Here is a 24978-nt window from a genome sequence, read left to right as displayed (position 1 = left end):
GGGTGGGCGGCTGGTGCTGACGGCTGCAAATCGGCCCCGCCGCGACCCTCACCACCAGCCGAGCCCAGCCGGCTGGCACTGACGGCTACCTGCCGGCCTGGGAACAGCCATCAGCACCAGCTGAGGGTGGGCGGCTGGTGCTGGGGGCTGAGCGCAGGCCTGATGACGACCGTCAGCGCCAGCCGGGCGAGGCCGCCAGAGGAGCGGCAACGCGGATAGCGGCCGACGAATGCCGGGCCGCCCGCCTGCCTCGGCGCGGGACAGCTGGAACCGGCGCGACGCCGGGCGGCTAGACGGGGGCGACACCGGGCGGCTAGACGGGGCGCGACACCGGGGCTGGGCCGAGACGGCGGCGGGCGGCTGGGCCGGGCGGCGTTGGGCGGCTGGGCCGAGACGGCGTTGGGCGGCTGGGCCTGGGTGGCGTTGGGCGGGTGGGCCGGGGGCGTGGGGTTAGTCCGTGGTGGGGAGGGTGGCGAGGTAGGCGCGGTGGCGGCGGCGCATGATCAGCCAGCTGATCCAGCCGGCGCCGATGATGAAGCCGAAGCTGATGATGCGGTAGAGGACCACGGCGGCGATGGCCGTGGGGGTGTCGACGCCGCCGGTGACCAGGCCGAGGATCAGGGCGCTGTCGATGATGCCGAGGCCGCCCGGGATGATGGTGATCGTCCCGGCGGCCATGCCGGCGCAGAACGCCAGCAGCACCTGCGTGGAGTCGATCGGGCCGCCGGTGACCGCGCGCAGGCACAGCCACAGGCAGACGGCGTCGAAGGCCCAGTTGAGGATGGCGGCGATCGCCGCGGCGGCGCCGTAGCCGGCGGTGAGGCGGGCCGCGCCGAGCTGGCCGATGAAGCCGCGCACCCGGTCGAGGCCCTGTTCGGCCGGGCGGCGGCGGACCCGGTTGACGCGGGTCAGTACGGCCCGGACGGCCGGTTCGAGCATCTGCGGGCGCCGGGTGACGCGCTGCACGCCGAACATGATGAGCACGGTGACGACGGTGAGGCCGGCCAGTCCGAGCCAGTTCGGTTCGCCGTTCGAGGCGAGGGCTCCGACGGCGGTGACCAGGGCCAGGGCCGTGGTCGAGAGGATGCCGGAGAGCGCGATGCACCAGGTGGCGACGGCCGGGGTGGCCCCGAATCGGCGCATCTGCTGGAAGTTGAACTGGGTGGAGAACGCCGGCCCGCCGGGCAGTGTCTCGTTGAGCGAGTGGGCGGCGTAGGCGAGCGCGACGTTGCGGTAGATCGGCACCCGCAGCCCGGCCGAGGAGAGCAGGAAGTGCTGCATGCGGCCGTACGCGCCCATCGCGGCCAGTTCGGCGACGACCGCCGCGGCGAGCCAGCCGGCGTGCGGGGCTCGCAGCTGGGACAGTGCCGAGGAGAGGGACGGCCAGCCGATGACCAGTTCGACGGCGAACGCGACGACGATCGCGGTGATCGCGAGGCGCCGGATCCAGCGGCGGGCCGGGTGTCGCCGGGCCGGGCGGGCGCCGTCGACCGTGTCGGCGGGGCGGCTGGTCACGGTCATGCTCTCAATGTCGGTCAGGACCGACCAGGGTTGACAATTCCGGCGTAACGCCGCGGTCTCACTGCCGCCGGTGGGACGACAGTGTGCGTTCCGGGCAGGGCGTGCCGCGGTCGAGGGTGTATCGCGCCTCGACCGTGTACGTCCCGGCGGCCTGGGCGACCAGTTCGGTCCACGACCCCTTCTGGGTCAGGCAGGCCGCCCGGGCTCCTACCCCGTGCACGGTCAGCCACGGTGACCAGGCGATCCGCAGCAGGGTCGTGCCGGCCTCGGGCAGGTGCACGGTGACCGCGGCCGGTCCGGCGTAGGTGACGGTCGCCGGGGTCGAGGCGAGCGGGTCGGTCCCCTCGACCTGGTAGACCCGCCAGTTCGCATCACTCCAGACCAGCGGCAGCCAGGTCTGTCCGGCCGTGATGATCCGCGCTTCGGCGATCCCGGCGTTGTCCGGCTCGGCGGTCGGCAGGACGACGAAGCCGACGCTCCAGTTGTGCAGCCACTGCCGGTACGAGTCCGCGGTCAGCGTGCCGTCGTAGAACAGCGGGTTGCGGTGCACGTCGGTCTGCCGGTTCCAGCCGCGGGCCAGGTTGACGTGCGGGGCGAGGCTCACCGCCTCCCAGTGCGTGCGCAGCGGCACGACCTCGACCCGGCCCTGCTCCGCGTTCAGCCGTTGCAGCGCGGTGACCAGCGGCTGGGCCTCGTCGACGGTGGCCGGGGCCGAGGAGGAGGTGCGGGCGTAGTCGACCAGCGGCTGGATGACGGTCCAGGCGGCGAGGGCGGTGGCTATGACGTACGTCGCAATCGTCTTTGATCTCAGGGGTTGCCCGATCGCGGCGGCGCAGATCAGGAACGCGGCGCTGAGCAGCACCGCGAGGCGTTCGACGTTGCTGCCGATGGGGGTCGGGAGCACCCAGCACAGCGTGACGCCGACCGCGTAGACCCAGGCGCCGGCCCGCACCGTGCGCCAGGTGTCGGGGGTGAGCACGGCCACGGCGACCGCCGCACCGACCGTGACCAGCGCGGCGTACCACGGGAAGGGTTGCACGCCGGAGAACGGGAACAGCATCGACGTCGTGCCGACGACCACCGGCGGGCCGGACCCGATCCAGAGGGCGTGGCGGCGCCGGCCGGTCAGGAACATGGCCGCGGCCAGCACCTCGATGAACAGGCCGGCGACCGGGCTGCACAGGGTGGCGATCGTGCCGAGCACCGCCGCCGCGACCGGCCAGGGACGGTGGCGACCGGATCCGCTGAGCAGACAGATGGCCGCCAACAGGGCAAAGACCAGGCCGATGAGGTACGTGACCCGACCGGCGGCCAGGTTGCCCCAGACCGCCACGGACAGCCACAGCGCCGGCAGCAGCGGCCGGGATATCCCGGACCGCAGCAGGATGTAACCGGCCAGGGTCGCCGTGCCCGTGCAGGCCAGCACGCCCGTGGTGCGGACACCGAGCCAGGCCATCAGGTACGGCGACAGGACGCTGTACGAGGCCGGGTGCATGCCGCCGTACCAGGACAGGTTGTAGGCCGATCCGGGGTGGTGGCGGACGAACGACGTCCACGCGTACTGGGCGGCCAGGTCGCCGGCGTCGCGGGCCAGCCAGAATCCCCACATCAGGCTGAGCGCGCCGGCGAGCAGCCCGGCCACCACGTCGGGCCGCCCCGCCCAGCGGGGCAGCACGACGCGCGGGCCTGCGTCAACGCGGTCCATAAGTGCCATCGGGTCGTCTCAGATCCGTTCGTCCGATTCCCCGCCGGCGGACCAGCGGACCGCCCGGCGGCAGACCGTAACATTTCCCGAGGCTGAAAGTGGTCACCCAGATGGGACCGGCCTTCAGAGCTGAACGACGTGACCCACTCGCGGCGGCACCCGGCCGCCGAGAACTTCGAGCCATACCCTCTGCAGCTCGTCGGGCCCGTGGCCGACCTGAACGTCCAGCCAGCCGTCGACGACCGTGGCGAAACGCTGCCAGGCGGCGGTGAAACGCTCCTCCAGGCCGTCGCGCCCCCAGTCGTGGCGGCGCTTGCGCATCTGGACCGGGGCGAAGAACACCTCACCGGCGGCGCCGGCGTTGGGGACCTGGCCGGTGAGCCCGACCGCGATGTCGCGGACCAGGTAATCGCCGAGACGCTCGCGCAGGGCGGCGCGGACCTGCGGGGAGCCGGACAGGTCGAGGTACACGCTCGGGACGAGGTCGAGCGAGTCGATCTCGTCGTAGGTGCGGACCTCGTCGTAGCAGCCGAGCGAGCGGGTGAACTCGACGTTGCCGTGCGAGGTGAGCCCGATCAGGCGCACACCCTGGTCGCGCAGTTCGGCCGCCGCCGCGTACGCCGTCTTGCTCGACGCGGACGAGATGATCAGCGTCCGGGTGCCGTAGAAGTCGTTGTCGGCGACCTGGTCGGCCAGCATGAACGAGGTGTAGAACAGCGGCCGGAACAGGATCAGCAGGTCCTCCTGGTCCTTGCGGTAGGCCGGGTCGCCGGTGGTGGCGCGGTACACGTTGTAGGGCGACGGCAGCTCGGCGCGGTGGGCGGAGCCGTCCCGGAATCCGGACTCGTCGACCCGTTCGGGCCGCACGACCAGGTGGCTCGCGGGCGGCAGGTAGCCGTAGACGCGCAGGCCGACGGCAACCTCGGGCACGGTCGAGGCGACCACGTCGGCGAACCCCCACAGCGGCGCGAGGCCCCGCTCGGGCGACCCGGACGGGAAGAACTCCCAGTAGCGCATGGCGTCGCCGAGCACCGCGTAGGTGACGTTGTTCGCGGTCAGCCCGACCCGGTCGACGCGCAGCAGGACCTCGCCGTCGGTCACGGCGGGCACGTCGCCCTCGGCGTACGTCATCTGTGCGAGATCGTCGCGAGCAACCGCGACCGTCCATGAGCGAGGCATGGCCACGACGCTAAACATCCTGGTCAATCCACACAAGTGCACTGAGAGTGCAAAATTACACAGTTCGCCGGTCGGATACTGTCCGTGAATGGAACGAGATCTTCTCGCGGCCCGTGACCTGGTCGCCGCCCTGACCGAACGGGCCGGCCGGCTGCAGCTCGAACGCCGCGACACCCTCCGGGTCGGCGCCCCCAAGGCCCACGTCAACGACGTCGTCTCGGACGTCGACATCGAGAGCGAACGCCTCATCGTCGACGCCATCCGCGCGCAGTGGCCGGACGACGCGGTGCAGGCCGAGGAGGGTCACGGCCGGGAGGGCACGAGCGGCTGGACGTGGATCGTGGATCCGCTCGACGGCACCCGCAACTACATCAGCCGCACCGGGCCGTGGTCGGTCTGCGTCGCCCTGCACCACGAGGACCAGCCGCGGCTGGCGGTCGTGCACGAGCCGGTGGCCGGGGAGACGTTCAGCGCGATCGACGGCGGGGGCGCGTTCCTGAACGGCGTGCCGCTGGCCCGGCCGACCGGTGAGCCCCTGAACAAGGCGCTGGTCGGGGTGAGCTTCCAGCCGAACCCGAAGACCAAGGAACGGGCCGCCCGGGTCGTGCGTGACCTGCTCCCGCTGGTCGGGGACATCCGCCGGGTGCCGGCCGCGCTGAACCTGGTCTACCAGGCGGCCGGGCGCCTGGACGGCGGCTTCGCCCTGGACACGTTCCTGTGGGACATCGCGGCCGGGGCGCTGATCGCCCGCGAGGCCGGCGTCGTCCTGGGCGGCCACGGCCCGGAGTTCACCACCGAGCTGACGATCGGCGCGGCGCCGCAGCTCTGGCCCGACCTGTCGGAACGGATTCGCGGCAGCGCCTGAGTCGCGGGCCACAAAATACAAAAGGGCCTTATGTAACTGGCCGGCGCAGGCGGATAGTGACTCGGAGATCGGCCGTGGTGGTTGCCCACATCCACCACGGCAAGCGTCACCCCCGGGAGGTCACCATGCCCACCGCTGACAGGCTCAAGAATCTGCTCGAGACCCTGCTGCAGACCCCCATGCCGGTACGGCTTCGCGCCTGGGACGGCTCCGAGGCCGGTCCCGCCGACTCACCGCTCGTGATCGTCAGGCATCGGCGGGCGCTGCGCCGGCTGATGTGGCAGCCCAACCAGCTCGGCCTGGCCCGCGCGTACGTCTCCGGCGAGATCGACGTGGAGGGCGACCTCTACGACGTCCTCGCCCGGCTCGCGCCGCTGCTCTGGCGTCCGGCCGGCACGTCCGGCCTGCCCTTGCGGGCCGCGGCCGGCGAGGCGCTGCGGCTGGGGATCATCGGCAGCCAGCCGAAACCGCCGCCGGAGGAGATGACGGTCGCCGGGACCCGGCACAGCAGGAGCCGGGACCGGCAGGCGATCGGTCACCACTACGACGTCGGCAACGACTTCTACCGGATCGTGCTCGGCGAGAGCATGGTCTACTCGTGCGCCTACTGGACGTCCGACGATCCGGCGTACGGGCTGGCCGACGCCCAGCGCGACAAGCTCGACCTGATCTGCCGCAAGCTGGAGCTGCGCCCCGGCATGCGGCTGCTCGACGTCGGGTGCGGGTGGGGCAGCCTGGCCCTGCACGCCGCCCAGGAGTACGGGGTGCAGGTCCTCGGCATCACGCTCTCCACCGAGCAGGCCGACTTCGCCCGCAAGCAGGTCGCCGCGGCCGGGCTCAGCCACCAGGTCGAGATCCGCGTGCAGGACTACCGTGACCTGGACGACGGGCCGTTCGACGCGATCTCCAGCGTCGGCATGGCCGAGCACGTCGGCACCGGGCCGTACCGGGAGTACGCGGGGATCCTGCACCGCCAGCTCAAGCCCGGCGGCCGGCTGCTCAACCACCAGATCTCGGCCCTGCACCCGGTCACCGGGACGGGCCCGCAGCAGCGCAGTTTCATCGACGCGTACGTGTTCCCGGACGGTGAACTGGCGCCGATCGGCACCACCGTGACGCTGCTGGAGGAGGCCGGCTTCGAGGTCCGCGACGTGCACGCGCTGCGCGAGCACTACGCCCGCACGCTGCGCGAGTGGGTCGCGAACCTGGAATCGGACTGGGCAACCGCAATGCGTCTGACCACGCCGGGGCGGGCCCGGGTGTGGCGGCTCTACATGGCGGCGTCGGCGCTCGCGTTCGAGCAGGCCCGGATCGGGGTCAACCAGGTGCTCGCCGTGAAGACGCACCGGGACGGGACCAGCGGCATGCCGCCGACCCGCACCGGTTTCCTGGGCTGACCGAGGGCCGGCCGCGCCGACCTGATGCCGACGAGGCTCAGTTCGGTGAGGCCGGCTGGTCGGCGCTCGCGCTGCCGGTCGACCGCTGACGCAGGTGGGACAGGGGTGCGAGCTGCACCGTCCACGTCCGCGCCGCGCCGACCACGTCGATGGCCCGGCACAGCAGCTCGCAGCCGATCTGCGGGGTGCCCTCGGCGAAGCCCCGGTTGATCAGGTTGATGGCCCGGTCGTGATCGCCGGCGGCCAGGGCGTCCTCGAGCCCGGCGGCCAGGACACGCCCGAGTGCGGCGTGGAAATTCGCGGCCCCGCGGTCGCGGAGGTTCTGGGTGGGTTCGCGCAGGGTGGGCTGGATTGACACGAGGTCGTGCTCCTCTGGTCTCGGTGGTGCCTGACGCCTGACCGCAAACCGGAGGGTTCTCGTCGTCATGGTGCCGCAAGGCCCCGGTCCACACTACCCGCCCCATCCAGAGATGCCGTTGTTCAGCGGCGCTCAATATCCGGGAAACCTTGTGACGGCGGTCGCCGCGCCGAAATGCGCAACGGCCGGGATTTTCTGTGCTAGGTTCAATCGCGTTGCAGTTTTGATTTCCGTAGACGTTTTCGGCGCCTGATGGGTCATCTGAACCCGCTGGGCGCTTTTTCGTTTGTCGTGTCGGTTCGACGCGGGATGATCAACGCGGCGGCGCGCGGGGTCCGCACGGTGTGGACTTCGAACTGCCTGCGAAGGAGCAGACATGGTTACCGGTACCGTCAAGTGGTTCAACGCTGACAAGGGCTTCGGTTTCATCAGCCAGGACGACGGCGGCCCCGACGTCTTCGCCCACTTCTCCGCGATCTCCTCGAGCGGCTTCCGCAGCCTCGACGAGAACCAGCGCGTGGAGTTCGAAATCACGCAGGGCCAGAAGGGCCCGCAGGCGGAGAACATCCGCGCTCTCTGATCCACCGTTTCACGCCACGGCGGCCCGACTGGTTTCGGCGGGCCGCCGTTTCGGCGTTTCTCGAAATAGCTTTCAGGCGCTGATCGCGTAGAGAAGATCGCGCACCTCAGGACGCGATTCTTTGTCCTCCCGCCACACCAGTCGCACGCTCAGCGGAGGCAGCGGATCGCCCAGCCGGGCCAGGTTTCCGGCCTCGACCGCGGCGGTGACCGCGTATTCGGGCAGCAGCGCGACGCCCAGTCCCTGCTCGGCCCAGGCGCGCACGGTCGCGACCGAGCCGAGAAAGATCCGCTCGGTGCCGGGGCTGAAGATTCGCCCCGCGGCCAGCGCGAACGAGCAGTTCGGTGCGTTGAGCAGCAACCGCTGCCCATCCAGGCTTTGACCGGGCCGGGCGACCAGGGCGAGCGGCACCGGGTCCAGGTCGAGGAACGCCAGTGACGCCGGCGGCGGCCGGAAGCCGAGACCACCCAGCGCGGCCCCGGTGTCGAGCAGCAGCGCGGCGTCGAGCCGTCCGGCCTCCACGTCGGTGAGCAGCGCCGACCGGTCGGCGGCGGATCGGACGTCCACCTTCAGGTCCGGCCGGCGCTCCCCCAGACGTTTCAGGATTTCCGGTACGGACGTGGCCACCAGCGTCTCCAGCGCGCCGAGGCGCACCCCGTCCCGGGCCCCGGCCATGTCTCGCCGGGCCCGCTCGGCCAGGTCGAGCAGCTGACGCGCCCAGCCGACCAGGCGTTCCCCGTCCCCGGTCAGCCGCATCCCGCGGGCCCGGCGCTCGAACAGGTCCACCCCGAGCGAGCGTTCCAGCGCCCGGATCTGCTCGGACACACTCGACGGCGCCATCCCCAATGCAGTGGCCGCGTCGGTGACCGTGCCGTCGCGGACGACGGCGTCGAAGACCCGCAGGTGACGAAGTTCCACGCCGAGGGACAACCGGCCCCGGGCGTTCGGTATTTCCGAACGCCGATACGGTCGCTCCGGTGGAGCCGTACGGCCCGGCCCGGCGACAGTCCCGGCGTGACAAAACCGCTCCTGGGTATCTCTTTCGGGTATTTCATAGTCCTGCTCGACATGACCGTCCTGGCCGTCGCCGAACCCGACCTGGCCGCCGGCCTGCACGCGTCGGTCACCGGGCTGCAGTGGGCGACCACCGGTTACACCGTGATGTTCGGCGCGCTGCTGCCGGCCGGCGGCGCGGTCGCCGACCGGTACGGCGCACATCGTGCGTTCCGCGCCGGTGTCGCCGCTTTCGGGGCGTTGTCCCTGCTGTCGGCGTCCGCGCCGAGCCTGCCGGTGCTGGTGATCCTGCGGATGGCGCTGGGCGCCGCGGCCGCCGCGTGCGTGCCCGCGTCCCTCGCGCTGATCGCACGGCTCCACCCCGAGCCGGGTGCCCGGACCCGGGCGGTCGGCCTGTGGGCGGCGATCAGCGGCGCGGCCGTGGCCGTGGGTCCGGTCGTCGGCGGGGTGCTCGTCGACCTGGCCGGCTGGCGGGCCGTGTTCGTGGTCAACGTGCCGATCACCGTCCTCGTGCTCGCCCTGGTCGCGGGTCCGGCGGTGCGCTGTCCGGCCGGCGATCGGCGGATCGACTGGCCCGCGCAGGCCATCCTGGCGCTGGCGCTGGCGGCCGGAACCGACGCGCTGATCGCTGCCGGGGCGGGGTCGTGGCTGCACGCCGCCATTTCGACCGTCGCGGCGACCGCGTTCGCCCGACTCCGTCATTTCGCCCGACCTCGCCAGCAGGTCCTGGCCGGCCTGGTCGCGGGCGCGGCCGTCAACTTCGCGCTCAACGGCACTTTGTTCGTACTTCCGCTGCTGCTGCGCAGCGAACATCACCTGACCGCCTCCGGCACCGGCCTGGTCCTGCTGCCGCTGACCGTCCCGTTCGTCCTCGGCCCGCCCGTGACCGGCCGCCTGGTGAGCCGCTTCGGCCCACGCCCGCCGATCCTGGCCGGACTGTTCATGCTGTCGATCGGCAGCATGATCCTCGCCGCCGCGGTCTGGTCCGACGCCGGCTACGCGGTGCTGACCGCCGGGCTGTTCGTCTCCGGTTCCGGTGTCTCACTGGTCCTGCCCCCGGTCGTCGCCGCCGTGCTCACCGCCGCGCCGCCCGGGACCGCGGGCACGGCCGGTGGCCTGCTCAACGCGGTCCGCCAGGGCGGCGCCACGGCCGGCGTGGCCGCGATGGGCGCACTCCTGCAAGCAGGAGTCCACAGCCGAGCCGGTTCCGGAACCGCCCTGGCGCTGCTGCTCGCCACCGCGGTCAGCGCGGGCTCCGCCACGTACTTTAGGAAGATGTTTTAACAATTAGGACTGTTAACCTTGCGGGTCACCACATTGATACCTGAGGATGTACGCCACGCGCGCCGCTCTCCCCCGCTCCTTCGTCCCCGAGGTATCCACGTGGCCAGAAAGCTGCTCAAACGCGCCCTGGTGGCGACGATCGCCCTGCTCACCGTCGTCGCGGCCGGTCTCGCCGTGCGCACGACCGAGGCGGTCGCCGCCACCCCGTTCAAGGTGCTCGCCTTCTACAACGGCACCTGGGACGCCGCGCACATCGACTTCGACAAGGAGGCCAAGGACTGGTTCCCGAAGGCCGGCGCCCAGTACGGTTTCACCTGGGAAGCCACCACCGACTGGAGCCGACTGAGTGCCAGTGGCCTGGCCGGCGTCCAGGTGGTCATGTTCCTGGACGACGGGCCGCCGGCCGAGCGCCGGGCCGCGTTCCAGACCTACATGCAGAACGGCGGCGGTTTCCTGGGCTTCCACGTGAGCGCGTTCACCACCGACGCGAACTCGTGGAGCTGGTACTACAACACGTTCCTGGGCTCCGGGAACTTCGTCTCCAACACCTGGGGACCGACCGCCGAGACCCTGAAGATCGAGGATCGCAACCACCCGTCCACCGCCGGGCTGCCCGCGACCATCCAGTCGTCGGTCAGTGAGTGGTACTCCTGGAGCAACGACCTGCGCCAGAACGCGAACATCGACATCCTGGCCTCGCTCGACGCGTCCACGTTCCCGGTCGGCAGCGACCCGAACCAGCAGTGGCGCAGCGGGTTCTACCCGATCATGTGGACCAACAAGAACTACAAGATGCTGTACGCCAACTTCGGGCACAACGGCATGAACTACGACACCAACACGCGGACGTCGTCGACGTTCGAGAGCGCGCAGCAGAACCAGTGGCTGATCCAGGGCCTGCAGTGGCTCGGCGGGCAGACCACGACCACGCCGCCGCCCACGACCGGCCCGATCGACCCGGCCGCCTGGTACCAGGTGATCAACAAGAACAGCGCCAAGTGCCTCGACGCCCGTTCCGCCGGGACGGTCAGCGGCACCGCGATCCAGCAGTACACCTGCAACGGTTCGACCGCGCAGCAGTACCAGTTCGCCACCACCAGCGGCGGTTACGTGCGCATCAACCAGCGCGGCAACGCGGCCCAGGCGCTCGACGTGACCGACGTTTCCACCGCCGACAATGCCAAGATCCAGACTTGGACGTACGGCGGCGGCAACAACCAGCAGTGGCAGCCGGTCGCCGAGAGCGGCGGCTACTACCACCTCGTCAACCGCAACAGCGGCAAGTGCCTGGACGTCCCGGCCGCGAGCACGTCCGACAGTGTTCAGCTGGTCCAGTACACCTGCAACGGCACGGCGGCCCAGAGCTTCCGCCTGCAGTGACGGTCCCCGGCCGGCGGCCCGGATCCACTCCGGACCGCCGGCCGGCCTCACCGATCAGAGACGGTCGAAGGGCGCCCAGCCCTCGATCGCGAACGCGTCCCCGCGCCGCGAGATCTCCAACGCGCCGGGCCCGCTCAGGTGGGCCGGCAGGACCAGGGCGTTGCTGTCGGCCGCCCAGCCCAACAGCTCACGACGACTGCGCACGGCCGCCACCGGGTCCTCGCAGAAGCAGCTGTTGTGCCCCAGCTGCTCCAGTTGCAGCGGCGTGTGGATCAGGTCGCCGGCGAACAGCGCCCGATCACTTCCGGACACCAGTTTGATCACACTGGCTCCCGGAGTGTGCCCCGGAGCCGCCTCCAGCCGCAGGTTCGCGTCGATGTCGTGGTGTCCCTCCCACAAATGCACCTTCCCGGCCGCATACACCGGCGCGACGCTGTCCTCGAACGCATTCTGATTGACGTGCCCTTCGAGTCCCGGGTGATTCTCCGGATTCCAGTAGTCGAAATCGGCCCGCGGCATCAGATAGGTGGCATTGGGGAACGTCGGCACCCATTCCCCGTCGACCAGCCGGGTGTTCCAGCCGATGTGATCGAGGTGCAGATGCGTGTTGACGACCACGTCGACATCCTCCGGATGCACCCCGGCCCGGGCCAGATTGCCCAGGTAGTCGAGGTTCAGGTGATCCCAGGACGGCACCGCCGGCCGCGACTTGTCGTTCCCGATCGCGGTGTCGATCAGAATGGTCCGGCCCTCGCTGCGCAGCACCCAACTCTGCATCGCCGTGTGCACCATGTCCCCGACCAGGTGGTCCGGTTCGAGTTCGGCCGCGTGCCGCTGCCAGGCCTCGCCGGGCAGGGTCGGGAAGAACGCCCCGGTCGGCATCACCGGCCCGTGCATCTCCTCGACGCGGCTCACCGAGACATCGCCCAGCTTGATCTCGTACAATTTAATTCTCCGTTTTTTGGGCGCACGGCATCACCGCACGCATTGCCGAATAAAAATAAAAAATGCCTATTCGGTACGGACGGAGCGCGCCGGTTCCGCGAAAGCCGCACCGTGCGCCAGCAACGCCATGGCCGCCCGTGATGGCGACCCGGGCGCGGTCGTCGCGATCACCACCGTGTGCCCCTGCTCGGTCAGCAGCGCCTGCTGCGTGACCGTCATCGCCCCGACCAGCGGATGCCGCATCTCGTAGGTCGCGTCCCCACCGGCCTTGACCCGGTGCGCGGCCCACATGTCGGTGAACTCCGCACTGCGGACCGTCAACTCCCCGACCAGGCCGGACAGCGCCACGTCGTCCGGGTAGCGCCCGGCCGCCACCCGCAGCGTCCCGACGACCGCCCGGGCCTTGGCCGGCCAGTCCGCGTACAGCTCACGGGTGTGTGCATCGAGAAAGACCAGCCGCGCCATGTTGGGCCGGTGCCGCACCTGATCCGGCGCGGCCCGGTCGAGGTGCCCGGCGAACAGCGCGTGCCCGGTCCGGTTCCAGGCCAGCACGTCACTGTGCCGGCCGAGCACCACCACCGGCGCCTCCCCCATCGCCTCGACCAGTTGCTCCAGCTCCCCGGTCATCCGCTCGGGCGCCGCCCGCCGCACCGCCGGCCGGGCCCGGGTCCCGGCCGCGAGGTCGTGCAGGTGCCGCCGCTCGGCGTCGTTGAGCCGCAGCGCCCGGGCGATCGCGTCGAGCACCTCGGGCGACGCGTTCAGCGAATATCCCTGTTCGAGCCGGGCGTAGTAGGAGGCGCTCACCCCGGCCAGCAGCGCGAGCTCTTCCCGCCGCAGCCCGCTGACCCGCCGCCGGTCGCCGTACTCGGCCAGCCCCACGTCCTCCGGCCGCACCTGCGAGCGCCGGGTTCGCAGAAACTCACCGAGATGCCTCTTGCTGTCCACGAATCGAGTATCGGCACGTCCCGCGCACCCAGCCACACCCTGCCATGGGTAGGCAGAGGTCAGTCCCGCCCGAACCGGCCGGCGAACCGGGCGGTGAACAGATCGGCGCCCTTGCGCTGCTGAACCGTCTCCACCGGGGCGGCCACGACCCCGTCCGGCGTGGGCAGCTGACCGACGCCGGCCCGGGTCCCGAGCGGCAGCAGGATCCGCCGGTCGCCGGTCGCGGCGTGCTCGGCGTCCGGCTCGGTCCCGGCCAGCTGCGCTCGCAGGTTGCGCACCACGACCTCGGCCTGAGTCATCGCGTACGAGGCCATCTTGGGATCGGCGTGCGCGATGATGTCCCCGATCGCGTAGACGTGCCGGTAGCCCCGGACGTTGAGGCGCTCGTCGACCGGCACCGTCGCCCGCCCGGTCAGCGTCGTGAGCCGCCCGTCGGCGAGGTAGCCGGTGTTGACCTGAACCCCGAAAGCGCGGAACCAGATGTCGGCCTCGATCGTCTCGCCCCGATCGGTGGTGACCGCGAAACGACCGGCCCGGCCGGGCTCGACCGGCGGCGGCGCGGTCAACCCGGTGCCCAGTCGCAGCTCGACACCGAGCGCGTCCAGCTGCCGGTGCAGGCTCTCGCGCACCTCGGGCAGGAAACCGGGCAGCAACTCGAAGCCCCGGTCGACGACGATCACCGACTGGTCGGGCCAGACGTCCTTGATCTCCCCGGCCAGCTCCAGCCCGACCGGCCCGGCGCCCAGGATCAGCACGCGGCCGGACCCGGCCAGTTCCTTGTGGGTCGCGTGCAGGTCGGCCAGTTGCCGGGCCACGCTCGTCGACTCCGGGTGCGGCTTCGCCGGATAGCTGTGGCCGGAGCCGGTGGCCAGCACCAGGTAGTCGGCCTCGACCCGCCCGCCCGACGCCAGCGTCACGCCGCCCGGGTCGGCCGAGATCGCCCGGTCGCGGATCACCCGTCCCCGGGCGAGCAGCGTGTCGTAGGCGAAGAACGCGTTCGGCGCCCAGTCCGGCCGGGTCAGCGCGCGCAGCGACGCGGCCGCGTTGACGAACGCCTCCCGCGGGTCGACCAGCGTGACGTCGGCCTCCGCGTCCAGGGACTTGGCGACCAGCGTCCCGCCGTATCCGCCGCCGATGACCAGCACCGCAGGTTTCATCTCTGCCTCCGACCTAGAAGTTGTCATGACAACTCTAGGTCGCGATGAGTTGACGTGACAACTCCTGCGGTAGGATTCCGGCATGCTGCAACCGGACGAATGGGAGCTCTGGCACACCTGGATGCAGGCGCAACGCCTGCTCGTGCTCGAACTGGACCGCTGCCTGCAACGCGACTACGGCATCACCAAGGCCGAATTCAGCGTGCTGGTCACGTTGCACCAGGCGCCCGAAGGGCGGATGCGGGTCGGCGAACTGGCCGCATCGCTCGGCTGGGACAAGAGCCGGGTATCGCACCAGCTCACCCGGATGGAGAACCGCGGCCTGGTCGAACCCACCACGGCCGAATCCAGCAGCCGCCGGATCGGCATCGAACTGACCGCCACGGGCCGCGAGGCGGCGGCGAACGCCATCGACGGCCACGGCGAGAACATCCGCCGCCTGTTCTTCGCGACGCTCACCCCCGAGCAGGCCGAAACCATCGGAGCGTGGAGCCGGCAGACGGTCGAGCGCCTCGAAACCCGGAACGACTAACTTCCGCCACGCGCATCATGCGTGGGCCGGCACGACGATCGGGCGACCGGGATCGGCTGGGTTACGGCGGTCACGTCGGGGTGGCTTGACGAGTAAAGCTAACTGGATTAGCTTATGAGCTAACGGAAGTAGCCGAGCGAGGAGAGCTGACATGACCGAGTTTCTGAACGTCGACGGTGGGACCATCGCGTACGAGGTGAGCGGCGAAGGCCCCCTGGTCGTGCTCGCCCCGGGCATCGGCAACAGCCGCAGCGCGTACCGGTTCGTCGCCCCGCGGCTGGTCGCGGCCGGGTATCGGGTGGCCGTCACCGACATCCGCGGCGCCGGTGAGTCCAGTGCGCAGTGGCCGGCCTACTCCCGTACGGATATCGCGGGTGATCTTCTTGCTCTGATCCGTCACCTCGGGGGACCGGCCGTGCTGGTCGGCCACTCGATCTCCGGCGGCGCGGCGACGATCGCGGCCGCCCAGGCCCCCGAGCTGATCTCCGGGGTCGTCGAGCTCGCGCCGTTCACCCGCGCGCAGTCGTTCAGCCTGGGTGATCTGGGGAACGCGCGCTACCGCAAGGGCATGCTGAAAATGGTCGGGACCATGCTCGGAAGCCTGTCGTCCTGGAAGGGCTACCTGGACGTGGCCTACCCGGGCCGCAAGCCGGCCGACTGGGACACCGACCTGGCCGCGGTCGATGCGATGCTGCGTGAGCCGGGCCGGATGAAGGCGCTGCAGAAGATGACGCAGACCTCGCCGGCCGACGCCGGGGCCCAGTTGGGCAACGTGCGCTGTCCGGTTCTGATCGTCGAGGGCACTCTGGACCCGGACTGGGCCGACCCGCAGGCCGAGGGTGCGGCGATCGTGACCGCGATGCCCGCCGGCCTGGCCCGGCTTGAGATGATCGATGGCGCCGGGCACTACATGCACGCCCAGTTCCCCGACGAAACGGTGGCCCTGATGCTCACGTTCCTGCAGGCGACCGCCCGTGCCTAGGGCCGGCCTGGCCCCGAGCGCGGTCATCGAGGCCGGGGCCGCGCTGGCCGACGAGGTCGGCTTCGACAAGCTGACCATGGGTCTGCTGGCCGAGCGGCTGGGGGTGCGGACGCCGTCGCTGTACAAGCACGTCGACTCCCTGGAGGCGCTGCGGCGCGGGATCACGCTGCGGGCGATGCGCGATTTCCGGGACGCGGGGTCGCGGGCCGCGGTGGGTCAGTCCGGGCCGGACGCGGTTCGCGCGTTCGCCGAGGCGTACCGTCGCTGGGCCCTTGATCATCCCGGTCAGTACGCGTCGGTCGTCCGCGCGCCCGAGGAGGGCGACGAGGAGCACGCGCGGCTGAGCAACGAGGTCATGCAGCTGATGTACGACGTCCTGGCCGGTTTCGAGCTGCGCGGGACGCACGCGGTCGACGCCGCCCGGGTGTTGCGGACCAGTCTGCACGGTTTCGCGACGATCGAGGCGGCCGGCGGGTTCGGGTTGCCCCGCGACGTCGACCGCAGCTACGCCTTCCTGATCGACACCGTCATCGCCGGTCTGCGTAACGGCCCCACCGATCCGGAGGCCGGCCCGGCCAGTCGCCAGTTCCACGCGACTGGCCGGTGACCGACCGGCGGCTCAGTTCTGCGGAGGGGCGTCCCCGGGCCGGGAGCCCCAGGTCAGGCTGGGTGCAGCCGACCGCGTGTAACTGAGGTGACCGCCGTCGTGGATCGCCGACGCCGGCAGCCAGGCCTTGGTGCGCGGCTTGCCGTCGAACCGCAGGCCCTGCACGTAGAGCCCGTCGCCCGGCGCGTCGATCGTCAGTGACCGCCCACCGGCCAGGTGCACGACCGCCCGCGGGAACAGCGGCGTGGTCAGGGCCAGTTCGGCCCGGGTCGGGACGGTCGGGTAGAGGCCCAGCGCGGAGAAGACGTACCAGGCGCTCATCGTCCCGGCGTCGTCGTTGCCGGGGATGCCACCGGTGCCGTCACTCCACCGGCCGTCGATGATCGCGCGAACCGTCTCCTGGGTCTTGTAGGCCTGCCCGAAATAGTTGTAGAGGTACGGCGTCTGGATGTCCGGCTCGTTGGTCGCGTCGAACCGGGTGCTGCTGGCCGCGGTCAGGTCGAACGTGCCGTCGGGCTTGCGGAAGAACGCGTCCAGCCGCTCGGCCGCCTTGGCCGTCCCGCCCATCGCCTTCGCCAGCCCGAGCACGTCGGAGTAGACCATCCAGGTGTACTGGGCGCTGCTGCCCTCGACGAAACCGGTCCCGGTCGACGGGCTGAAACCGGGCGCCCACGTGCCGTCGGCGTAGCGGTCGCGCATCCAGCCGACGAACGGGCCGTCGGGCGGGTTCGGTGTCGCCACCGCCGGGTCGGCCAGTTCGAGCTCGCCGAGCTGCACGATGTCCTCGCCACCGTTGGCGGTGACGTTGAGGCGGTAGTACAGGTACGGCTTCGGCTCGGCGACCGTGAACTCCACGGTCTGTCCACGCTGGGCGAACGTCTGACCGGCCCGCTCGTCGACGACCGACCAGGTCGTGCCGTCGTTGCTGCCGAGCAGCTGCCAGTCCTTCGGGTCGCGTCCCGGCTCGTCATTTCCCGAGGTCAGAGCGTACGACGTGACGGTCTGCGCCTGCTTGAGCTGCGCCTGGATCCAGCCGGTGGTGGCGAACGTGAGCCACTTCGTGCCCCGGTCGCCGTCGAACGCCTTGGCCTTGCCCTCGGCCGTCCCGTTCTCGCCGCTCGCGGTGATCGTCGCGATCTGCTCGCGGATGTTGTGCTCCAGGCCCGGATCCGCCTTGGCCGCCGGGTCGTAGACGTTGCGCCAGTTCAGCGACCGGTCCAGGAACTTCTTCTCGTTCGCGCGGTCACCGAGCGATGCGGCCAGCCGGGACAGCCCGTAATCGGCGGCCGCGTCCTCCAGGGTTTCCGCGGCGCCACCCCAGCAGTGGCAGTCGTCGGCCGGCACGTACCCGAGCTGCAGATACTTGTCGAGCGCGGGCCGCTGACCGACACACTCCACGTTGCAACCGGCGTCGCTGGAGTCGTTCTCGGTCGGGACGGTTGCCGCCCGTACCAGGGAACGGAATGCGCCCTTGACGTCGAAATCGCGAGCGCCGAACGCATGCATGGCGGCGACCGCGGCCGCGGCCGGGTCACCGGACATGACCGCCGTCTTGCCGTGGATCAGCAGCCACCGATCCCATTCGCCGTCGCGCTGAGTGGCGTAGTTGTAGAGCGACTGCGCGAAATCACTGGCCATTCCCGGATCGAGAAGTGTCAGCAGTTGGACCTGCGCGCGATAGACGTCCCATCCGGAGAACGTCCCGTACTGGGATCGCTGCTTTCCGCGTACGGAATGAGCCGTCCCGTCGGCCCCCATGTACTTCCCGTCGACGTCACTGGTCAACGTCGGTTCGAGCTGCGCGTGATAGAGCGCGGTGTAGAACGTGCGCCGCTGCGCCTCGGTCCCGCCCCCGATCGCGATTTTCCTCAACCGGCTCGTCCACGCGGCGCGCGCCGCCGCGGCGATCTGATCGAACCCGCGTTTCCCACTCTCTTTCGTGAGATTTTTACGAGCACCATCAACGCTTACGTACGAGATACCGACGCGCATGCCGACGCTGGTCGTGCCGGGCGCGAACGTCACGTACCCGCCCGACCCCTTGCCGGCCACCGGCCGTCCCACCGTGCTGTAGCCACTGCCGCCGCTCGCGTCCGTGCCGCCCGGCGTGAGCGTCGCGTCGGTCCAGGTGCCGGTCGCCGCGAACGGCTGGTCGAGCACGGCGACGAAGTGCAGCGTGTAGTAGGCGTGGCTGTTGTCCGTGCTCTGCGGCCCGCAGAAGTTCCCGGCACTGACCGAACCGGTCACGGTCCGCGTCGCCGGATCGAGATGCACGGTCGCGGCTTCACTGCCGGTCTCCGACATCGACGTACGGAACAGCAGGCTGGCCGCCTTGTCGGCCGGGAACGTGAACCGCCCCGAGCCGGTCCGCGGCGTCGCCGTCAGCTCGGCCCCCGCCCCGCTGTCCAGCCGCACCGAGTAGTAGCCGGGCCGGGCCGCCTCGTTGGCGTGCGCGAACGTGCTGGCGAAGGTCGCGTCGGTGGCGTCCGCGGTCGGCGAGGTGGTGACGTCACCGACCTGCGGCATGATCGGGATGTCACCGCTGCCGCCCGAACAGCCCACCCCGCTGAGATGGGTCAGGCTGAAACCGCGGATCCGGGTCGCCGTGTACTGATACCCGCCCGGCGCGGGCGTCGAGATCTGGGTGCCGCGCGAGGTCTGCGGACTCCACGCGAGCATGCCGAACGGCGTCACCGCACCCGGATAGGTGTTGCCGAGATTGGTCGTCCCGATGAACGGGTCGACATAGGCCGCCGGATCGCCGACGAGGGTCGCGGGCGCGGCCTGAGCTGCGGCGGCGCCGATCGGAACACTGAGGGCAACCCCCAGAAACACTGCGACGGTACGAGATCTGAGCACGCGCTGCCTCCACGGTGACATCGATGTCAGTCGCCATTGGAAACAAGGTTTATTCGACTGATCTCAATGTGTCAACCGCCCGCCGCGCGGCCGGCTAGACCAGCAGGTCGCGTTCGAACCAGGTGCCCGGCTTGCCCCCGAGGTGGCCCGGGTCGGCCGGTCCGACCGGCACGAAACCGGCCTTGACCAGCACTTTCCGGGACGCGACGTTGTCGTCGGCGGCGGCCGCCCGCAGGGTGCGCAGCCCGTACTCGGCCCCCGCCCGGCGGCACAGCTCCCGGACGGTGGCGGTGGCCACGCCCCGGCCGGTGACCTGCTCGGCGACCCGGTAGCCGAGCACCGCCGTGCCGTCGGCGATGTCGAACAGATTGAACCGGCCGAGCACCACATCGTCGTCGAGCAGCACGTAGAACGCGCAGACCCCGGCGTCCTGCTCGGCCAGCAGACCGCGGTGCCGCTCGGCGAACTCCTCGAAGTAGTCGTCGCCGCGATCCGAGACCGCGGCGGCGAAGTAGGCCCGGTTCGCCACCTCGAAGGCCAGGACCGCCGCCGCGTGACCGGCCTCCAGCCGCATCAGATCAGGCACCAGCCGACCCTACCGGCAGAGCCCATAGGTGTCGGCCGAATAACCCTGCCCTACCGGCTGGACCAGCAGAATTCGCCAATTCTTGCCGTCGACCCGCAGCACATACAATTGCTGTCGCGTCTCCACATACCCCATCGGGATCCGCTCGTAGGACAGCGATCCGGCCACCTTGTTCTGCGTCGCCAGTTTCTGGATCACGCCGTCGACAGTGGGTGCACCGGCCGAGGCGGGACCTTTCAAACTCATCAGGGCCGTGCTCGTGCAGCCGAGCTTCCGGATGTCCCCCGAGCGGTAGTACCCCTGCGGATCGACGACAAGAATTCGGATCTTCGGAGAATCGGCGTCTCCTTTCACGCAGGACACGTCGACCGGCCCGGGTGGAATGTCCCACACGATCTCCCGGCTCTGCGATGAGAGCACCGCGTTGGTTCCCGCCGGCCCGGGCGGCCCGAACCATCCGCTGCCCGACGTGGCCGGGTCGAAAAGGTAGGCCACGGACGTGTCGCTGCTGCTCGCCGACGCCGCGAAGTGCACACCGTCCGGCGACGCGGCGACCGTGGTGCCGTCGATCGTGGGCGTGCTGCCGGCACAGCTGACGGTCAATTTCGCCGGTATGGAACCGGCGACCTTGGTGTCCGGTGGGTGCGACCTGTCCGCCAGGACGGGTATCGAAACCACGGCCAGAAGGGACACCGCGACCGCGGCCACCCCGGCCGCCCTCATCAGCTTCCGGCGGCGTCGCGCGGTTTCGCCCCGTTGCACGACCGATTCCAGCGAAAACGGCGTGGGCGGTGTCTCGGAGACGATCGTCTGCATCTGCTCGTGGGCCCATTGCTCATTCATGATCGGCCGTCCCGCACGACATGTTCCGCCCCCATCAATTGACGAAGATCCTCTAACGCTCGGGATGTCAGGCTTTTGACGGTCCCCTCCGAGACATTCATGATCGAGGCCGTCTCGGTTACCGGAAGGTCCTCCAGAAAACGCAGCACGAGGCAGGCCCGCCGCCGGGGCGACAACTTGGCCAGGGCGTTGAGGATGTTCGGGTCGTCGTCCGGGCCCGCGTGCGAGTCCGCGAACTCGGGGACGGCATCCGTCGGCCGCTCCCGGCGCCGCCACGCGCTCCTGGTCTCGTCCGTCCACCGGCGGATCAGCGTCGTCCGCAACCAGGCGTCGATCGCCCCCTCGTCCCGCAACGGCCAGACCTTGTAGAGCCGGACCAGGACGTCCTGGACCAGGTCATCGGCCCGATGCCAGTCGCCGCAGACCGCCAGCGCCAGCCGCCGCAACCAGGTCAGGCGCGCGTTCACGATCTCCGTAAATCTGGCCTGCTCAGCAGCCTTCAACGAACCTCCCCCACCTCGCACATGACTAGGACGACAGCCGGCGGTCCGGAGGTTGCCGAGGGCCCGAAGTTTCTGCGCCTACTCCGCTTCGAAGCCGCCGTGGTCACGGGCCACCGTGAGCCATCGGATCCAACTGGCCCACTTCTCGTCGGTCTCCAGCGTCGCCCGCGTCTCCGCGGGTGCCTCCGCGTAGGCGGTCAGCGCCTCGTCGATCTCGCGACGGCTCACGAACCACCGGTCGTTCGACTCCAGTTTGAACGCCGCAATCCCGCGCCTCCCCCGTGGCGTGTCGGTTCGCCAGCCCAGACCGGCGAACTCCGGCTCCGGTTCGTCGCCGGAGTCCTCGGGTTCGGCCGCGTAACCCATCCCGAGCAGGCGCATGTTCTGGTTGATGTCGGCGAAGTGCCGGTAGCGGAACTCCGACGGGGACACCTCGCCGGGCCGGTCGTCGGCCGCCCTGGCCAGGCTCCGGTAGACCTTCGCCTCGCAGTCCGGTTCGTGCGGGCACAGCGGCCCGGCCGCCTCGCACGCGGCCAGCCTTTCCTTCGCGGCGGCGCAGTCGGCCAGTTCCAGGTCGATTCCCATCGACCCATGATCAAGAGCGATGGCCGGGACGGCAACCCGGAGACTTCGGTGTGCGCCGCCGACGAGCTACCACGTGATCAGAGCGGACGGACCAGACCGCCGGCAGCCTCGTTCGGCGATCCTGGCGGCTCGGCCCGGCCCGGTGGTGGAATAGCGGCGCCCGTCACCGCGTACTGAAGAATGCCAAGATCGGGCAGCTACGGCATCGAGGAGTTCCCATGGTCACGCATCCGAACGAGCCGCACGACGAGTCGGTGGCCGGGCGGCTGAACTGGCTGCGCGCGGGTGTTCTCGGCGCCAACGACGGCATCGTCTCCACCGCCGGCCTGGTCGTCGGGGTGGCCGGCGCGACCACCTCGACCGGTCCGCTGCTGACCGCGGGCCTGGCCGGTCTGGTCGCCGGCGCTGTCTCGATGGCCCTGGGCGAGTACGTGTCGGTCAGCAGCCAGCGCGACACCGAACGGGCCCTGCTCGACAAGGAGCGCCGCGAGCTGGCCGACTTCCCGGAGCAGGAGTTCGAGGAGCTCACCGAACTGTACGAGGCGAAGGGCCTGTCCCCCGCGACCGCCCGGCAGGTGGCGCTGGAGCTGACCGAGAAGGACGCGTTCGCCGCGCACGCCGACGTCGAGCTGCACCTGACGCCGGGCGAGCTGACCAGCCCGTGGCAGGCCGCGGTTGCGTCGGCGGTCGCGTTCACCACCGGTTCGGCGCTGCCGCTGGCCGCGATCCTGCTCCCGCCGCCGGGTGTCCGGGTGCCGGTGACGTTCCTGGTGGTGATCGCCGCCCTGGCCGCGACCGGCTTCCTGAGTGCCCGGCTGGGCGGGGCCCGGGCGGCGCGTGCGGTGCTACGCCTGGTGGTCGGGGGCGCGGTCGCGATGGCGGTGACCTACGCCGTCGGCACCCTCGTCGGCTGACATGGCGTCCATCACAGCCAGGGTGTCGAGGGTCCCTTCGGGCAGCGCCGCCCCGTGTGACGCGATCGCCGACGCGCCCATCGGCAACTCGACCCAGTCGATCGGCGGCCGGGACAGAATGCGCATAGCGTCGTCGATCACGCGCACGGCGGCCGGGACGATCTCCGGCCCGATGCCGTCGCCGTGCAGGACACCGAGGGTGTACGGGCTGCTCATGCCATCCATGATCGCCCCCGCGCTAGATTAGTTGCGACAGGAACAGTTGAAAGGGCAAGCATGTCGAGTCCGGTACTGCAGATCATCACCGCCAGCACGCGTGACGGCCGCAAGGGTCACGCGGTCGCCCAGTGGGTCCAGCGTGTCGCCGAGGCCCACGGCGGGTTCACCGTCGAGCTGGTCGACCTCGCCGAGGTGGCCCTCCCGATGTTCGACGAGCCGAACCACCCCCGGCTGGGGCAGTACAAGCACCAGCACACCCGGGACTGGAGCGCGACCGTCAAGCGCGCCGACGCGTTCGTGTTCGTGACGCCGGAGTACAACCACTCGTTCCCGGCCTCGCTGAAGAACGCGCTCGACCACCTGTACTCCGAGTGGAACCACAAGCCGGCCGGCCTGGTCTCCTACGGTGGCGTGTCGGCCGGTCTGCGCGCCGCGACCGCTCTCAAGCCGGTCCTCTCCTCGCTGAAGATCATGCCGGTCATCGAGGCGGTCTCGGTCCCGATGTTCACCCAGTTCCTGGACGAGCAGGGCGAGTTCGTCCCGTCGGCCCAGGTCGAGGCGTCGGCCAAGGTCATGCTCGACGAGGTCCTCAAGCTCACCAACGCCCTGAGCGTCCTGCGCGAGTCCTGAGCCGCCCGGGCCGGCGGGCCTCCCAGCTCGCCGGCCCGGCAAAGGGCGGCCCGGTCAGGCGAAGACTTCCTCCAGGAACGCGACCAGGTCGCGCCAGCTGCGCTTGTCGGCGACCGGGTGGTGGAACGGTGTGCCCGGCAGGCTGTACGCGTGCGGCGCCCCCGAGTAGACGTTCACCTGCCAGTCCAGGTCCTCCCGGCCGCGCAGCTCGTCCTGGAACGCGGCGATCGCCGAGTCCGGCACGACCGGGTCGGCCCCGCCGGTGAGCACCAGCACCGACCCGGTGATCGCGGCGACCTCGGCCGGCTCGTGGACGATCAGGCGGCCGTGGAACGACACCGTGCCGCGCAGGGCGGCGCCGTCGCGGGCGAATTCGAGCGCGGCCGAGCCGCCGAAGCAGTAGCCGATCACCGCGATCCGTTCCGGGTCGACCGCCGGGTCCTTGGCGACCAGGTCGTAGGCGGCCTGGACGCGGGCGCGCAGCAGCGGCAGGTTCCCGTAGTACTTGCGCGCCTCGGTCTCACAGTCCTGCTCGGTCTCGAAGCGGCGGCCCGTGCCGTAGATGTCGGCCGCGAACGCGTAGTAGCCGAGCCGGGCCAGCATCTGCGCCCGCGCCTTCGGGTACTCGCGCAGCCCCGACCAGTCGTGCACGACGATCACGGCCGGTTTGCGCTCGGTGATCGCGGTGTCGTGGGCCGCGTAGCCCTCCAGGGGTTGCCCGTCATGGCCGTACGCGATGGTGGTTGTCTCGATTCTGGCGCCGGCCCCGGCCGGCACCGTGTCGACGAGTTCCTGATGCAGTGCGGACAGCTCACTCATGCGGACCACGCTACTGGGACTAAGGTCTGGTGATCGTGACGAGGATCCCGTACCCGCTCGCGGTGGCCGCCCTGCTCCCGGTCCTGCTGGCCGCCTGCACCACGAGCAGCCCCGAGGTCGCCGCGTCGCCGGTGACCACGGCCGGGGCGATCAGCACGCCGGCCGACGGCGCCGAGGTGCAGCAGTGCGCCCGCTTCACCGGCACGGCGACGCTCGCCGACGGCAAGACGCTGGTGCTGGCGATGAAGAACATCGACAACAACGACCCCACCGCGTACGTCCAATTTGTTGAGAATTTCGGCGATCCGTCAACCTTGTCGTCGTGGCGGGGAGTCCAGTTCTTCGGCAACGGCGATGACTCGGCCGGCCAGCACTACCAGGTCAGTCTGCTCGCGGTCGACCTGGTCACGGCGCAGGACGCCGCCGGCTCCGGCCAGGACGCCGATGTGAACGCGCTGGCCGCGAAGTCCACCGAACTCGCCACCGTCAAGCTGACCCGGATCGCCGGAACACCGGCCGACCACTGCGCGTGACTCGCGATGACGCTGGAGATCGTCGAATAGACTGAC

Annotated in this window: 26 protein-coding genes; 11 read left to right on the top strand and 15 right to left on the bottom strand. The window is 70.4% G+C overall.

The annotated features are described in order from the left end of the window. Positions 1-450: 450 nt before the first annotated feature. The 3 genes from ACSHV8_RS14675 to ACSHV8_RS14665 form a co-directional block, all read right to left on the bottom strand. A complete protein-coding gene (locus ACSHV8_RS14675; RefSeq protein ID WP_436533300.1) occupies positions 451-1521 on the bottom strand; it encodes a lysylphosphatidylglycerol synthase transmembrane domain-containing protein in 1071 nt (356 codons plus the stop codon). A 58-nt stretch (positions 1522-1579) separates the two neighbouring features. Beyond that, positions 1580-3226, bottom strand: a complete 1647-nt coding sequence (locus ACSHV8_RS14670; protein WP_436533298.1) for an MFS transporter — start codon at positions 3224-3226, stop codon at positions 1580-1582. Positions 3227-3349: 123 nt separating this feature from the next. Beyond that, positions 3350-4405, bottom strand: coding sequence for a DUF2855 family protein (locus tag ACSHV8_RS14665; RefSeq protein WP_436533296.1), 1056 nt, complete (start codon positions 4403-4405; stop codon positions 3350-3352). Between the two features lie 88 nt (positions 4406-4493). On the opposite strand from ACSHV8_RS14665, the gene ACSHV8_RS14660 reads away from it, so the two are divergent. Continuing rightward, positions 4494-5270, top strand: coding sequence for an inositol monophosphatase family protein (locus ACSHV8_RS14660; protein ID WP_436533294.1), 777 nt, complete (start codon positions 4494-4496; stop codon positions 5268-5270). 125 nt (positions 5271-5395) lie between these two features. Continuing rightward, on the top strand, positions 5396-6667 hold the full coding sequence (locus ACSHV8_RS14655; protein ID WP_436533292.1) for a class I SAM-dependent methyltransferase: 1272 nt from the start codon (positions 5396-5398) through the stop codon (positions 6665-6667). 37 nt (positions 6668-6704) lie between these two features. Here ACSHV8_RS14655 and ACSHV8_RS14650 read toward each other — a convergent pair whose 3' ends face one another. Further along, on the bottom strand, positions 6705-7025 hold the full coding sequence (locus tag ACSHV8_RS14650) for a hypothetical protein (RefSeq protein WP_436533291.1): 321 nt from the start codon (positions 7023-7025) through the stop codon (positions 6705-6707). 376 nt (positions 7026-7401) lie between these two features. On the opposite strand from ACSHV8_RS14650, the gene cspE reads away from it, so the two are divergent. Then, on the top strand, positions 7402-7605 hold the full coding sequence (gene cspE, locus ACSHV8_RS14645; protein WP_436533289.1) for a transcription antiterminator/RNA stability regulator CspE: 204 nt from the start codon (positions 7402-7404) through the stop codon (positions 7603-7605). A 72-nt stretch (positions 7606-7677) separates the two neighbouring features. Here the strand turns inward: cspE and ACSHV8_RS14640 are convergent, their stop codons facing one another. After that, entirely contained in the window at positions 7678-8523 is an 846-nt protein-coding gene (locus tag ACSHV8_RS14640) for a LysR family transcriptional regulator (protein WP_436533287.1), read from the bottom strand. 96 nt (positions 8524-8619) lie between these two features. Here ACSHV8_RS14640 and ACSHV8_RS14635 point away from each other — a divergent pair, with 96 nt between their 5' ends. Further along, a complete protein-coding gene (locus ACSHV8_RS14635; protein ID WP_436533285.1) occupies positions 8620-9903 on the top strand; it encodes an MFS transporter in 1284 nt (427 codons plus the stop codon). 99 nt (positions 9904-10002) lie between these two features. Further along, complete coding sequence (locus ACSHV8_RS14630) at positions 10003-11283, top strand: ThuA domain-containing protein (protein ID WP_436533283.1); 1281 nt, start codon at positions 10003-10005, stop codon at positions 11281-11283. 54 nt (positions 11284-11337) lie between these two features. Here ACSHV8_RS14630 and ACSHV8_RS14625 read toward each other — a convergent pair whose 3' ends face one another. The 3 genes from ACSHV8_RS14625 to ACSHV8_RS14615 form a co-directional block, all read right to left on the bottom strand. After that, complete coding sequence (locus tag ACSHV8_RS14625) at positions 11338-12228, bottom strand: MBL fold metallo-hydrolase (protein WP_436533281.1); 891 nt, start codon at positions 12226-12228, stop codon at positions 11338-11340. Between the two features lie 66 nt (positions 12229-12294). Beyond that, positions 12295-13173, bottom strand: coding sequence for a helix-turn-helix domain-containing protein (locus tag ACSHV8_RS14620; protein ID WP_436533280.1), 879 nt, complete (start codon positions 13171-13173; stop codon positions 12295-12297). 59 nt (positions 13174-13232) lie between these two features. Continuing rightward, a complete protein-coding gene (locus ACSHV8_RS14615) occupies positions 13233-14330 on the bottom strand; it encodes an NAD(P)/FAD-dependent oxidoreductase (protein ID WP_436533278.1) in 1098 nt (365 codons plus the stop codon). Between the two features lie 82 nt (positions 14331-14412). Between ACSHV8_RS14615 and ACSHV8_RS14610 the strand changes: the two genes are divergently transcribed. From ACSHV8_RS14610 to ACSHV8_RS14600, 3 genes are all read left to right on the top strand, one after another. Beyond that, complete coding sequence (locus ACSHV8_RS14610; RefSeq protein WP_436533276.1) at positions 14413-14862, top strand: MarR family winged helix-turn-helix transcriptional regulator; 450 nt, start codon at positions 14413-14415, stop codon at positions 14860-14862. Between the two features lie 151 nt (positions 14863-15013). Beyond that, on the top strand, positions 15014-15844 hold the full coding sequence (locus ACSHV8_RS14605) for an alpha/beta fold hydrolase (RefSeq protein WP_436533274.1): 831 nt from the start codon (positions 15014-15016) through the stop codon (positions 15842-15844). Next, on the top strand, positions 15837-16451 hold the full coding sequence (locus ACSHV8_RS14600; RefSeq protein WP_436533272.1) for a TetR/AcrR family transcriptional regulator: 615 nt from the start codon (positions 15837-15839) through the stop codon (positions 16449-16451). Before ACSHV8_RS14605 ends, ACSHV8_RS14600 begins: the two co-directional genes overlap by 8 nt. Positions 16452-16463: 12 nt before the next feature. Here ACSHV8_RS14600 and ACSHV8_RS14595 read toward each other — a convergent pair whose 3' ends face one another. The 5 genes from ACSHV8_RS14595 to ACSHV8_RS14575 form a co-directional block, all read right to left on the bottom strand. Beyond that, complete coding sequence (locus ACSHV8_RS14595; RefSeq protein ID WP_436533270.1) at positions 16464-19310, bottom strand: GH92 family glycosyl hydrolase; 2847 nt, start codon at positions 19308-19310, stop codon at positions 16464-16466. Between the two features lie 94 nt (positions 19311-19404). Beyond that, positions 19405-19896: a GNAT family N-acetyltransferase gene (locus tag ACSHV8_RS14590; RefSeq protein ID WP_436533268.1), complete on the bottom strand. Its 492-nt coding sequence runs from the start codon at positions 19894-19896 to the stop codon at positions 19405-19407. A gap of 9 nt (positions 19897-19905) precedes the next feature. Then, entirely contained in the window at positions 19906-20739 is an 834-nt protein-coding gene (locus ACSHV8_RS14585; RefSeq protein WP_436533266.1) for a hypothetical protein, read from the bottom strand. Beyond that, positions 20736-21206 carry an RNA polymerase sigma factor gene (locus tag ACSHV8_RS14580; RefSeq protein ID WP_436533264.1) on the bottom strand — a complete coding sequence of 157 codons (471 nt, stop codon included), beginning with the start codon at positions 21204-21206 and terminating at the stop codon, positions 20736-20738. Before ACSHV8_RS14580 ends, ACSHV8_RS14585 begins: the two co-directional genes overlap by 4 nt. Positions 21207-21320: 114 nt before the next feature. Further along, on the bottom strand, positions 21321-21827 hold the full coding sequence (locus tag ACSHV8_RS14575) for a hypothetical protein (RefSeq protein ID WP_436533262.1): 507 nt from the start codon (positions 21825-21827) through the stop codon (positions 21321-21323). Between the two features lie 218 nt (positions 21828-22045). Between ACSHV8_RS14575 and ACSHV8_RS14570 the strand changes: the two genes are divergently transcribed. Next, entirely contained in the window at positions 22046-22741 is a 696-nt protein-coding gene (locus tag ACSHV8_RS14570) for a VIT1/CCC1 transporter family protein (protein ID WP_436533260.1), read from the top strand. On the opposite strand, the gene ACSHV8_RS14565 is transcribed toward ACSHV8_RS14570, so the two are convergent. After that, positions 22673-22957, bottom strand: a complete 285-nt coding sequence (locus ACSHV8_RS14565) for an isocitrate/isopropylmalate family dehydrogenase (protein ID WP_436533258.1) — start codon at positions 22955-22957, stop codon at positions 22673-22675. The two genes, ACSHV8_RS14570 and ACSHV8_RS14565, sit on opposite strands and share 69 nt — an antisense overlap. 60 nt (positions 22958-23017) lie before the next feature. Between ACSHV8_RS14565 and ACSHV8_RS14560 the strand changes: the two genes are divergently transcribed. Continuing rightward, positions 23018-23590, top strand: a complete 573-nt coding sequence (locus ACSHV8_RS14560) for an NADPH-dependent FMN reductase (protein WP_436533256.1) — start codon at positions 23018-23020, stop codon at positions 23588-23590. Between the two features lie 54 nt (positions 23591-23644). On the opposite strand, the gene ACSHV8_RS14555 is transcribed toward ACSHV8_RS14560, so the two are convergent. Continuing rightward, complete coding sequence (locus ACSHV8_RS14555) at positions 23645-24409, bottom strand: dienelactone hydrolase family protein (RefSeq protein WP_436533254.1); 765 nt, start codon at positions 24407-24409, stop codon at positions 23645-23647. Between the two features lie 35 nt (positions 24410-24444). Here ACSHV8_RS14555 and ACSHV8_RS14550 point away from each other — a divergent pair, with 35 nt between their 5' ends. Beyond that, positions 24445-24942 carry a hypothetical protein gene (locus tag ACSHV8_RS14550; protein WP_436533252.1) on the top strand — a complete coding sequence of 166 codons (498 nt, stop codon included), beginning with the start codon at positions 24445-24447 and terminating at the stop codon, positions 24940-24942. Positions 24943-24978 lie beyond the last annotated feature (36 nt).

It is taken from the genome of Actinoplanes sp. HUAS TT8, assembly GCF_051380535.1.
Classification (GTDB): domain Bacteria; phylum Actinomycetota; class Actinomycetes; order Mycobacteriales; family Micromonosporaceae; genus Actinoplanes.
The sequence above is the reverse complement of the archived record's forward strand: the minus strand, read 5'-3'. Positions and strand labels throughout refer to the sequence as shown.

Coding starts and splice junctions, on each gene's coding strand:
- ACSHV8_RS14675 (WP_436533300.1), bottom strand. CDS start 1,521: ATGACCGTGACCAGCCGCCCCGCCGACACGGTCGACGGCGCCCGCCCG.
- ACSHV8_RS14670 (WP_436533298.1), bottom strand. CDS start 3,226: ATGGACCGCGTTGACGCAGGCCCGCGCGTCGTGCTGCCCCGCTGGGCG.
- ACSHV8_RS14665 (WP_436533296.1), bottom strand. CDS start 4,405: ATGCCTCGCTCATGGACGGTCGCGGTTGCTCGCGACGATCTCGCACAG.
- ACSHV8_RS14660 (WP_436533294.1), top strand. CDS start 4,494: ATGGAACGAGATCTTCTCGCGGCCCGTGACCTGGTCGCCGCCCTGACC.
- ACSHV8_RS14655 (WP_436533292.1), top strand. CDS start 5,396: ATGCCCACCGCTGACAGGCTCAAGAATCTGCTCGAGACCCTGCTGCAG.
- cspE (WP_436533289.1), top strand. CDS start 7,402: ATGGTTACCGGTACCGTCAAGTGGTTCAACGCTGACAAGGGCTTCGGT.
- ACSHV8_RS14615 (WP_436533278.1), bottom strand. CDS start 14,330: ATGAAACCTGCGGTGCTGGTCATCGGCGGCGGATACGGCGGGACGCTG.
- ACSHV8_RS14610 (WP_436533276.1), top strand. CDS start 14,413: ATGCTGCAACCGGACGAATGGGAGCTCTGGCACACCTGGATGCAGGCG.
- ACSHV8_RS14605 (WP_436533274.1), top strand. CDS start 15,014: ATGACCGAGTTTCTGAACGTCGACGGTGGGACCATCGCGTACGAGGTG.
- ACSHV8_RS14585 (WP_436533266.1), bottom strand. CDS start 20,739: ATGAATGAGCAATGGGCCCACGAGCAGATGCAGACGATCGTCTCCGAG.
- ACSHV8_RS14575 (WP_436533262.1), bottom strand. CDS start 21,827: ATGGGAATCGACCTGGAACTGGCCGACTGCGCCGCCGCGAAGGAAAGG.
- ACSHV8_RS14570 (WP_436533260.1), top strand. CDS start 22,046: ATGGTCACGCATCCGAACGAGCCGCACGACGAGTCGGTGGCCGGGCGG.
- ACSHV8_RS14565 (WP_436533258.1), bottom strand. CDS start 22,957: ATGAGCAGCCCGTACACCCTCGGTGTCCTGCACGGCGACGGCATCGGG.
- ACSHV8_RS14560 (WP_436533256.1), top strand. CDS start 23,018: ATGTCGAGTCCGGTACTGCAGATCATCACCGCCAGCACGCGTGACGGC.
- ACSHV8_RS14555 (WP_436533254.1), bottom strand. CDS start 24,409: ATGAGTGAGCTGTCCGCACTGCATCAGGAACTCGTCGACACGGTGCCG.